This is a genomic window from Neobacillus cucumis (genome assembly GCF_002860255.1).
Taxonomy (GTDB): Bacteria; Bacillota; Bacilli; order Bacillales; family Cytobacillaceae; genus Neobacillus; species Neobacillus cucumis_A.
On the sequence record NZ_PGVE01000006.1, the window covers coordinates 1 to 1,561 of the forward strand.

A 1,561-nucleotide genomic window follows, 5' to 3' on the forward strand; every position below is an offset into this window, starting at 1 on the left:
ATATCTTCTGAACTGGATGAGTAATTAATAGGACGTAGGAATCCGTATCCTTCAGATTGAATAATTTCGAGGACGCCTTCCATGAAGAAAAAGCCTTCTTGTTGTAAAATGTACCCTATAAGATAGACACTTTGAAAAAAGTCTATCCTATAGGGTACTTTTGTTTATAATGAATAAAAAGATGTGGGAGCGGATGAATGTGACTGAACGATTGTTTACCTTAAAAGAACAAGCACGCTTGCAATGCAATCCTAACGTACAAGCTGTTAGTGATAAATCCATCACCTATACAGATGAGTTTAAACGTCATTTTATTTCGGAAAATGAAAAAGGAAAACTGCCGCGAGACATTTTTGAAGAGGCTGGATTAGATGCCGATTTAATAGGAGCAGTTCGGATTAAATCTGCAGGAAAGCGTTGGCGTGCCGCCTATAGAAAAAGCGGGGTGGAAGGCTTACAAGACACACGAAAAACCAATTCAGGCCGTCCATCAGAACGCGACTTGACATCCGAAGAAAAGATTGAACGTCTAGAAGCGAAAAACCGCTTATTACAGGCGGAAAATGAACTGTTAAAAAAGCTCGATCTACTCGAAAGGCAGATGATGAAAAAGAAATCACAATCCAAACGACGCTAAAATATGAACTAATTAATTTCACCATCCAAAAGTATAAATTAGCACGTTTGGTGAGCTACTTATGCGAACTTATGGAGGTATCGCGTTCGGGCTACTATAGGCACTTTGGAGAGAAATCTAAACAGAAACGTGCCGCTCGCGAACAGGCAGACGAAGTTGTAAAGGAAATCATTTTAAAGGCCTATCATTTTCGAGGACGAAAAAAAGGAGCACGCCAAATTAAAATGACACTCGAAAATCAGTACGGCATTACATATAACCTAAAACGCATTCGCCGGATTATGAAAAAATTCGATATCATCTGTCCCATCCGCAAAGCCAACCCAGCACGTCGTATGGCAAAGGCGACGAAAGAGCACCGCACATGTGAAAACACGTTACAACGTGAGTTTAAGCAAGGGGTGGCTGGAAAGGTATTATTGACCGACATCACCTATTTGACATATGGAAATGGCAAACGTGCTTACTTGTCAACGATTAAAGACGCCCAAACGAATGAAATTTTAGCCTATGAAGTTTCTTCTTCGTTAGGTTTGGAGATCGCAATGAATACGCTTCGCAAACTAAAGAAACATCGTCATTTAATGACAGATGCCTTTATACATTCAGATCAAGGATTTCATTATACAAACCCAAAGTATCAGGCAGCAGTGAAGAAAATGGGGTTAGGACAATCGATGTCACGCAGAGGGAACTGTTGGGATAATGCTCCACAGGAATCATTTTTCGGTCACTTCAAGGATGAAACCAATATAAAAGATTGTGAGACAATGGAAGAAGTTAGGCGGGAAATCAAGAGTTATATGACGTACTATAACCATTATCGCGGGCAGTGGAACTTGAAAAAGCTGCCGCCTGCAGAATACAGACGACAGCTTCAACAAGCAGCTTAGGCTTTTTTTATAATTGTCCTTTACAAAGGGT

General features: G+C 40.4%; 1 protein-coding gene. It reads left to right on the plus strand.

Translation table 11 applies throughout. The features are described 5' to 3' along the window. Positions 1-199 precede the first annotated feature (199 nt). Positions 200-1,530, plus strand: a protein-coding gene (locus CVD27_RS00710; protein ID WP_232319244.1) for an IS3 family transposase whose coding sequence is annotated in 2 segments (ribosomal slippage) — positions 200-581 and positions 581-1,530 — 1,332 coding nt in all. Because the reading frame shifts where the segments join, the coding sequence is not laid out codon by codon here. Positions 1,531-1,561 lie beyond the last annotated feature (31 nt).